Genomic DNA, 7539 nt, shown 5'->3' on the forward strand with positions numbered 1-7539 from the left:
GGGTGCGGCCGGGGGCGCGGTCGGCGCGGGCGCGGGCGGGGCCGCGTGCTGCCGGCGCGGGTGGCTGTAGTCGATCGGGCCGCCGGGCGACTGCGGGCCGCCGGCGCCCTGGGGGTCGTACGGGGACGCCGCCGGTATGGGTTCGGGCGTGCCCTGAGGCGCTCCCTGGGGCGTGGCCGGGACGTGGTCCGGACCGAGCGCCGGGGCGGCGGTCTGCCGGGTACGGTCGCCGTCCGCCGTCTGCGGAGAGGGCGCCGGCACCGAGCGGGCCAGGCCGCCGGCCACCGCTTCCTGGATCAGGCCGGCGAGCTGGTGGGCCTGCGACAAACCCTGGTCGGTGAGGAGTTCGGCGAGGCCGCCCGCGTAGCCCTGGCCGACGGCCCGCACCTTCCAGGTGCCCTGCCGGCGGTAGAGCTCCAGCGCGACGACGGCCGTCTCGGCCTCCAGGCCGGTGAGGGTGTAGCTGGCGACCTCGGTGCCGTCGAGGCCGGTGACAGCGACGAACGGGGCGGCGACGGCGCCGAAGCGGGACGGGCCCGCCGCGTCGGCCGCGGCCAGGGCGAGCAGCACGCTGACCCGGTGCACCGCGTCCGGTACAGCGTCCAGGTCCACCGCGAGCCGGTGGTCGGCGGCCGCCTGCCGGGAGACCTCCAGGCCGGGCAGCGCGGGCGTGCCCGGATGGGCCACCCACTCGGCCCCGTGGACCGTCCCGTTCTCGTCGCCGAGCGTGGCCGCGGCCACCACCGGCGTACCGGCCGAGACCCGGATCTCCAGACGGGCCTGGGGAAGCGGGTGGTTCTGCCCCCGCACCAGCTCGGCCGTCATCGCCTTTCCCCCTGTGTCACTCGTGCACTGCTCGCGATGTGTGTGCCGGACCGCCCGCCCGTCCCCCGACGGAACGGGCCGGGCCGGTGTCCCGCCCTACAGGACCGGCAGGATCGCCGGCATCAGGTCCTGGAAGGTACGGCCGTTGGCCGGGGAGCCGATGGCGGTCATCGCCCAGCCCTGTCCCGCCCGGTGCACCTTGGCCATGATCTGGGCCGTGAAGGCGCCGCCGCCGGCCAGCGTGTAGCGGGCGAGCTCCTGGCCGTTGGTCTCGTCCACCAGGCGGCAGAACGCGTTCTGCACCTCCTGGAAGGTCTGGCCCGTGAAGGAGTTCACGGTGAAGACGATCTGGTCGATGTGGACCGGGACGCGCTGGAGGTCGACGAGGATCGCCTCGTCGTCGCCGCCCTGGCCGACACCGCCGACCAGGTTGTCGCCGGTGTGGCGCACCGAGCCGTCGTCGCTCACCAGGTGACGGAAGAAGACGACGTCGACCGGCTGCTTGTCGGCGAACAGGACGGCGGAGGCGTCGAGGTCGATCTCCCGGGTGCGCGAGCCGAACAGGCCGCGCCGGGGAGCCGCCTGCCAGCCGAGACCCATGCGCACCGACGTCAGGCTGCCGCCGTCGTTCTTCTGCAGACTGATGGCCTGACCCTTGGTCATGTTGACGGTCACGCGCTGATTCCCCTCTTCGAACTGTCCCCTGTTGCCGCGGCACCCGCGGTTGACCAGAACCCTACGCAGAGCCACCGACAGTGCCGTACCCAGGTCCGCACTTTGTGTCGGTCTTGCAACACACCGCGTGCCGGACGGGCCGTCAGGCCAGGCCTGCCTCCTTCATCTGGCGCAGTTCCTTCTTCATCTCGGAGACCTCGTCGCGCAGCCGGGCGGCGATCTCGAACTGGAGGTCCGCGGCGGCGGCCCGCATGCGGGTGGTGAGGTCCTCGATCTGCTCGGCGAGCTCCGCCGCGGGGCGGTCGGTCGGCGCCGTCTCCGTCTTCCTGCCCTTGGCCGCCTTGGCACCGGCCGCCGCCTTGCCACCGAGGGCCGGCACGGGGGCCTTGGCGGCCTTGCCGTCCTTCGACTGCCGGTAGCCCGAGCCGAGGAGCTGCTCGGTGTCGACGTCCTCGCGGGCGATCTGCGCGACGATGTCGTTGATCTTCTTGCGCAGGGGCTGCGGGTCGATGCCGTTCGCCGTGTTGTAGGCGATCTGCTTCTCTCGGCGGCGGTTGGTCTCGTCGATGGCCTTCTCCATCGCCGGGGTGATCTTGTCGGCGTACATGTGGACCTGGCCGGAGACATTGCGCGCCGCGCGGCCGATGGTCTGGATCAGGGAGGTGCCGGAGCGCAGGAAGCCCTCCTTGTCGGCGTCGAGGATGGCCACCAGGGAGACCTCGGGCAGGTCGAGGCCCTCGCGGAGGAGGTTGATGCCGACCAGGACGTCGTACTCACCGGCGCGCAGCTCGCGCAGCAGTTCCACGCGGCGCAGGGTGTCGACGTCGCTGTGCAGGTAGCGGACCTGGATGCCGAGCTCCAGGAAGTAGTCGGTGAGGTCCTCGGCCATCTTCTTGGTGAGCGTGGTGACGAGGACGCGCTCGTCCTTCTCGGTCCGCTTGCGGATCTCGTGCACCAGGTCGTCGATCTGGCCCTCGGTGGGCTTGACGACGACCTCGGGGTCGATGAGGCCGGTCGGGCGGATGATCTGCTCGACGGCACCGTCCGAGCGGGAGAGCTCGTAGGCGCCCGGGGTCGCCGACAGGTAGACGGTCTGCCCGATGCGCCCCTGGAACTCCTCCCACTTCAGCGGGCGGTTGTCGAGCGCGGACGGCAGCCGGAAACCGTGGTCGACCAGGGTCCGCTTGCGGGAGGCGTCGCCCTCGTACATGGCGCCGATCTGCGGCACGGTGACGTGCGACTCGTCGATGACGAGCAGGAAGTCGTCCGGGAAGTAGTCCAGCAGGGTGTTGGGCGGGGAGCCGGGCAGGCGGCCGTCGAAGTGCATCGAGTAGTTCTCGACGCCCGAGCAGCTGCCGATCTGGCGGAGCATCTCCAGGTCGTACGTCGTGCGCATCCGCAGGCGCTGGGCCTCCAGGAGCTTGCCCTGCTTCTCCAGCTCGGTCAGGCGCTCGGCCAGTTCCTTCTCGATGTCGTTGACCGCCCGCTCCATGCGCTCGGGGCCCGCGACGTAGTGGGAGGCCGGGAAGACGTACAGCTGCTGGTCGTCGCTGATGATCTCGCCGGTGACCGGGTGGAGCGTGGACAGGGCCTCGATCTCGTCGCCGAACATCTCGATGCGGACGGCGAGCTCCTCGTAGACCGGGAAGATCTCGATGGTGTCGCCGCGCACGCGGAAGGTGCCGCGGGCGAAGGCCATGTCGTTGCGCGTGTACTGGATGTCCACGAAGCGGCGCAGCAGCTCGTCCCGGTCGTGCTCGTCGCCGACGCGGAGCGGGACCATGCGGTCGACGTACTCCTGCGGGGTGCCGAGACCGTAGATGCAGGAGACGGAGGCGACCACGACGACGTCGCGGCGGGTGAGCAGCGAGTTGGTCGCGGAGTGGCGCAGGCGCTCCACCTCCTCGTTGATCGAGGAGTCCTTCTCGATGTAGGTGTCCGACTGCGGGACGTACGCCTCGGGCTGGTAGTAGTCGTAGTACGAGACGAAGTACTCGACGGCGTTGTTCGGCAGGAGCTCGCGGAACTCGTTCGCCAGCTGGGCGGCGAGGGTCTTGTTCGGCGCCATCACGAGGGTGGGGCGCTGAAGCTTCTCGATCATCCACGCGGTGGTGGCGGACTTGCCGGTGCCGGTCGCGCCGAGCAGCACGACGTCCTTCTCGCCTGCTTCGATGCGCCGGGCGAGGTCGGCGATGGCCGTGGGCTGGTCGCCGCTGGGCTGGTAGGGGCTGACGACCTCGAAGGGCGCCACCGTGCGTTCGATCTGGGAAACGGGCCGCATGGGATCCACCGTACGACCCCGCACTGACAACCGGCCCGGATCAGCGGTTCTGCGGGATGCGCGGGCGCCGGCGGGCGAGGGGGCGGCGCGTGGAGGGCGCGGGATGGTGGACCGGGCGGCGGGCCCTCGGCACGGGAGCGCCGTGGGCGGGGATGCCCGGCTTGTGCTCCACGGGCGCTCCGGCCGGCCGCCCCAGGACCATCAGCGGGTCGAGCAGCACCACGACGGCGGCCAGGAGGAGGAAGGCGAGGGGGCCGATCAGCATGGGGGCGAGCAGCTCGGCCGGTGCGCCGCCCGTGCCGGGGTCGGACGTGCCGTGCACATGGACGTCGAGCGCGGCCATGCCGGTGTAGTGCATGCCGGTGACGGCGAGGCCCATCACGAGGCTCGCGCCCAGGCTCCAGAGGAATCCCCGGACCTGCCCGGCCGCCCACAGGGCGGCGGTGGCGGCGGCCATGGCTATGGCGACGGACACGGCCACGGTGAACGTGTTGTACTCCAGCTGCCCGTCCAGCCGCATACCGGCCATTCCCAGGTAGTGCATCGAGGCGATGCCCAGGCCGGTGATCGTGCCGCCGGTGAACAGGGCCGTTCCCCGTGCGCCCCGGTGGCCGACGATGAAGATCCCCACGCCCACCATGACGATGGCGACGGCCAGGCTCGCAAAGGTCATCGCCCAGTCGTAGCGGATCGGCGTGTGTTCGACCGTGAACCCCATCATCGCGATGAAGTGCATGGTCCATATCCCGGAGCCGATCGCCGCCGAGCCGAGGGCGAGCCAGGCGGGGCGCCACGAACGGGTGACCAGCATCGACCTGGTGGTGCAGCGCAGGCCGAGGGCCCCGCCCAGGCAGGCCATGAGGTAGGCCACCAGCGGTGTGACGAGTCCGTAGTTGAATCCGTCGACCGTGCCTTGCATGTGCGGCTGCCCTTCCGCCCTTTTACGTCCCGGAATGCCCGGATGTGCGCCCTTCCCAGGACCGTACGAACGGGTCAGGGCCGAGGCAGAGAGTATGACCCCCACCGGAATGGTCGAACGATTCTCCGGCAAAGAATCACGGCCCTGCCCCAGTTGTGCGGCCCCGGTGAGCGGAGTTGAGCAACTCCATTCAGCCTGTGGCCATTCTGCACCCATCTCTCGTTGACGCTCTGCTGTCACAGTGGTGCTGTCCGTGAACGCTCGATGCGAGGAGTACGCATGTACGCGCGCGCAGTTGCCGTCCTGACCACCGCGCTCGTGGGGGTCGTCCTCATGGCTCCCGGTTCCCACGCAGACACCCTGGACAGCGGCGAGGCGCCGACGGTCGTCGCCCACCGGGGCGCCTCCGCCTACGCGCCGGAGAACACGCTGGCCGCCATCGACAAGGCGGCCGAGCTGGGCATCCGCTGGGTGGAGAACGACGTTCAGCGCACGAAGGACGGCGAGCTCGTCGTCCTGCACGACGAGAGCCTCCAGCGCACCACCGACGTCGAGCAGGTCTTCCCGGACCGCGCGCCCTGGAAGGTGAAGGACTTCACCGCCGCGGAGATCGCCCGGCTGGACGCGGGGAGCTGGTTCGGCGCCGAATACGCGGGCGCGCGCGTGCCGACGCTGGAGCAGTACGTGCACCGTGTGGAGCGGCACCACCAGAAGCTGCTGCTGGAGCTCAAGAGCCCGGCGCTCTACCCGGGAATCGAGCGGCAGACCCTCAAGGTCCTCGCCAACGAGGGCTGGCTCGACCGGCGGCACGTGGCCGGCCGGCTGACCGTGCAGAGCTTCGACGCGAACAGCATCAGGACCGTCCACGAGCTCAAGCCGGCCGTCAAGACCGGGTTCCTCGGCACCCCGGCCGTGGCGGACCTGCCCGAGTACGCCCGGTTCACCGACCAGATCAACCCGTCCCACGGCACGATCTCCCAGAGCTACGTCGCCACCGTCCACACCTTCACGGGGCCGCACGGCAGGGCCATGGAGGTCTTCACCTGGACGGTCGACGACGCGGACACCGCCCGGCGGGTCGCCGGGTACGAGGTGGACGGCATCATCACCAACAAGCCCGACGTGGTCCGGGACGCGGTCGGCGAGGCGGCGGCCTCCTCCGGCCGCTGATCCCACGACGCCCCGGGCGTTGTCAGTGGCGGGCCGTACGGTGGGCGCATGGACAGCCATGGGCAGGACGAGCAGCAGGTCGTGTGGACCGTGGCCGGTACCGGCATCGGCCCGTTGCTCCTGGCCGCGACCGGTGACGGCCTGGTCAATGTCGTCTTCCACGCCACGGACGCCGTGCGCGACCGGGCGCTGGAACGGCTCGCGTCCCGGCTGGGAACCCGCCCCGTCGAGGCGCCCGGCTCCCCGCTGCTGGCCGAGGCGATACGGCAGCTGGAGGCGTACTTCGCGGGCGAGCGGCACCACTTCGACCTGCCGCTGGACTGGTCGCTGATATCGGGCTTCAACCGGCAGGTGCTGCGGGAGCTGGCGTCCGGTGTGCCCTACGGCTCGGTCGTCGGCTACGGCGATCTCGCCGGGCGGGTGGGCCAGCCCGGGGCCGCCCAGGCGGTGGGCGTGGCGATGGGCGCCAACCCGCTGCCGGTCGTCGTGCCCTGCCACCGGGTCGTGGAGAGCGACGGCGGCATCGGCGGGTTCGGCGGCGGCCTGGACACCAAGCGACGGCTGCTCGCGCTGGAGGGCGTGCTGCCCGAGCCGCTGTTCTGACCCGAGCCGCCGCACGTGGTTTGACCCGGTCCCCCGACCGCCAGAGATGAGGGAGAACCGACGGACTGGGGAGGCAGGCGCGTGATGCTGACGGTGTCGGAAGAGGTACGGGAGGCGCTCGACGCGCGTCGCCCCGTGGTGGCCCTGGAGTCCACGATCATCGCGCACGGGCTGCCGCGCCCGCGGAACCTGCTGGTGGCACGGGAGCTGGAGGCGGCCGTGCGGCAGGAGGGCGGCGTACCGGCGACGATCGCCGTGCTGGACGGACGGCCCCATGTCGGCCTGGACAAGGAGCAGCTGGAGCGGATCGCGAACGAGGACGGCATCCGCAAACTGGGCCACCGCGACCTGCCCCTCGCCGTGGCCGCCGGCGCGAGCGGGGCGACCACCGTCTCGGCGACCGCGCTGCTGGCCGCCCGGGCGGGGCTGCGGGTCTTCGCGACCGGCGGGCTCGGCGGTGTGCACCGGGAGTGGACCGCGACGCAGGACGAGTCGGCCGACCTCGGTCTGCTGGCACGCACCCGGATCACGGTGGTGTGCGCGGGCGTGAAGTCCATCCTCGACGTGCCGGCGACCCTCCAGCGGCTGGAGACGCTGGGGGTCGCGGTCGCCGGGTACGGCACGGACCGCTTCCCCGGCTTCTACCTGTCCGACTCGGGGCATCCGGTGGACTGGACGCTGCGCACCCCGGAGGAGGTGGCGGCGGTGATGCGGGCCCAGGACACGGTCGGCGGCCCGGAGTCGGCGCTCGTCGTCGCCCACCCCGTCCCCGAGGAGGAGCAACTCGATCCCGCACTGCACGCACGCGTGCTCGCCGACGCGCTGCACGCGTGCGAGGAGGAGGGGGTCACGGGCCAGGCGGTCACCCCGTTCCTGCTGGACCATCTGGTGCGGCACACCGACGGCGCGTCGCTGAGCGCCAATCTGGCGGCGGTGCGCGGCAACGTACGGCTGGCGGCACGTGTCGCGGTGGCGTGGACCGGGGCGTGACCGCCGGAGCGGGCGACGCGCTGCTGGTCGTCGGGGACGTCGTCACCGATGTCGTCGCCCGGCACCGGGGACCGCT

General features: G+C 71.6%; 7 protein-coding genes. 3 read left to right on the forward strand and 4 right to left on the reverse strand.

The window, feature by feature from the left end:
* The 4 genes from GTW67_RS34785 to GTW67_RS34800 form a co-directional block, all read right to left on the reverse strand.
* Positions 1-825, reverse strand: an 825-nt coding sequence (locus tag GTW67_RS34785) for a TerD family protein (RefSeq protein ID WP_161168708.1), incomplete at its 3' end; no start/stop codon positions are given.
* Between the two features lie 96 nt (positions 826-921).
* Positions 922-1500, reverse strand: coding sequence for a TerD family protein (locus GTW67_RS34790; RefSeq protein ID WP_161168709.1), 579 nt, complete (start codon positions 1498-1500; stop codon positions 922-924).
* 142 nt (positions 1501-1642) lie between these two features.
* Positions 1643-3781: an excinuclease ABC subunit UvrB gene (gene uvrB / locus GTW67_RS34795; RefSeq protein ID WP_161168710.1), complete on the reverse strand. Its 2139-nt coding sequence runs from the start codon at positions 3779-3781 to the stop codon at positions 1643-1645.
* Positions 3782-3821: 40 nt separating this feature from the next.
* On the reverse strand, positions 3822-4700 hold the full coding sequence (locus GTW67_RS34800) for an MHYT domain-containing protein (protein WP_161168711.1): 879 nt from the start codon (positions 4698-4700) through the stop codon (positions 3822-3824).
* A 279-nt stretch (positions 4701-4979) separates the two neighbouring features.
* Between GTW67_RS34800 and GTW67_RS34805 the strand changes: the two genes are divergently transcribed.
* From GTW67_RS34805 to GTW67_RS34815, 3 genes are all read left to right on the forward strand, one after another.
* Positions 4980-5870 carry a glycerophosphodiester phosphodiesterase gene (locus tag GTW67_RS34805; protein ID WP_161168712.1) on the forward strand — a complete coding sequence of 297 codons (891 nt, stop codon included), beginning with the start codon at positions 4980-4982 and terminating at the stop codon, positions 5868-5870.
* A 48-nt stretch (positions 5871-5918) separates the two neighbouring features.
* Complete coding sequence (locus tag GTW67_RS34810) at positions 5919-6473, forward strand: methylated-DNA--[protein]-cysteine S-methyltransferase (RefSeq protein ID WP_161168713.1); 555 nt, start codon at positions 5919-5921, stop codon at positions 6471-6473.
* A gap of 84 nt (positions 6474-6557) precedes the next feature.
* Positions 6558-7463: a pseudouridine-5'-phosphate glycosidase gene (locus tag GTW67_RS34815; RefSeq protein WP_161168714.1), complete on the forward strand. Its 906-nt coding sequence runs from the start codon at positions 6558-6560 to the stop codon at positions 7461-7463.
* The last annotated feature ends 76 nt before the right edge of the window (positions 7464-7539 follow it).

This window comes from Streptomyces sp. SID5910, from assembly GCF_009862125.1.
GTDB lineage: Bacteria > Actinomycetota > Actinomycetes > Streptomycetales > Streptomycetaceae > Streptomyces.

Excerpts from the sequence above, each read along its gene's own strand:
- GTW67_RS34800 (WP_161168711.1), bottom strand. The coding sequence starts at position 4,700 with ATGCAAGGCACGGTCGACGGATTCAACTACGGACTCGTCACACCGCTG.
- GTW67_RS34810 (WP_161168713.1), top strand. The coding sequence starts at position 5,919 with ATGGACAGCCATGGGCAGGACGAGCAGCAGGTCGTGTGGACCGTGGCC.
- uvrB (WP_161168710.1), bottom strand. The coding sequence starts at position 3,781 with ATGCGGCCCGTTTCCCAGATCGAACGCACGGTGGCGCCCTTCGAGGTC.
- GTW67_RS34815 (WP_161168714.1), top strand. The coding sequence starts at position 6,558 with ATGCTGACGGTGTCGGAAGAGGTACGGGAGGCGCTCGACGCGCGTCGC.
- GTW67_RS34805 (WP_161168712.1), top strand. The coding sequence starts at position 4,980 with ATGTACGCGCGCGCAGTTGCCGTCCTGACCACCGCGCTCGTGGGGGTC.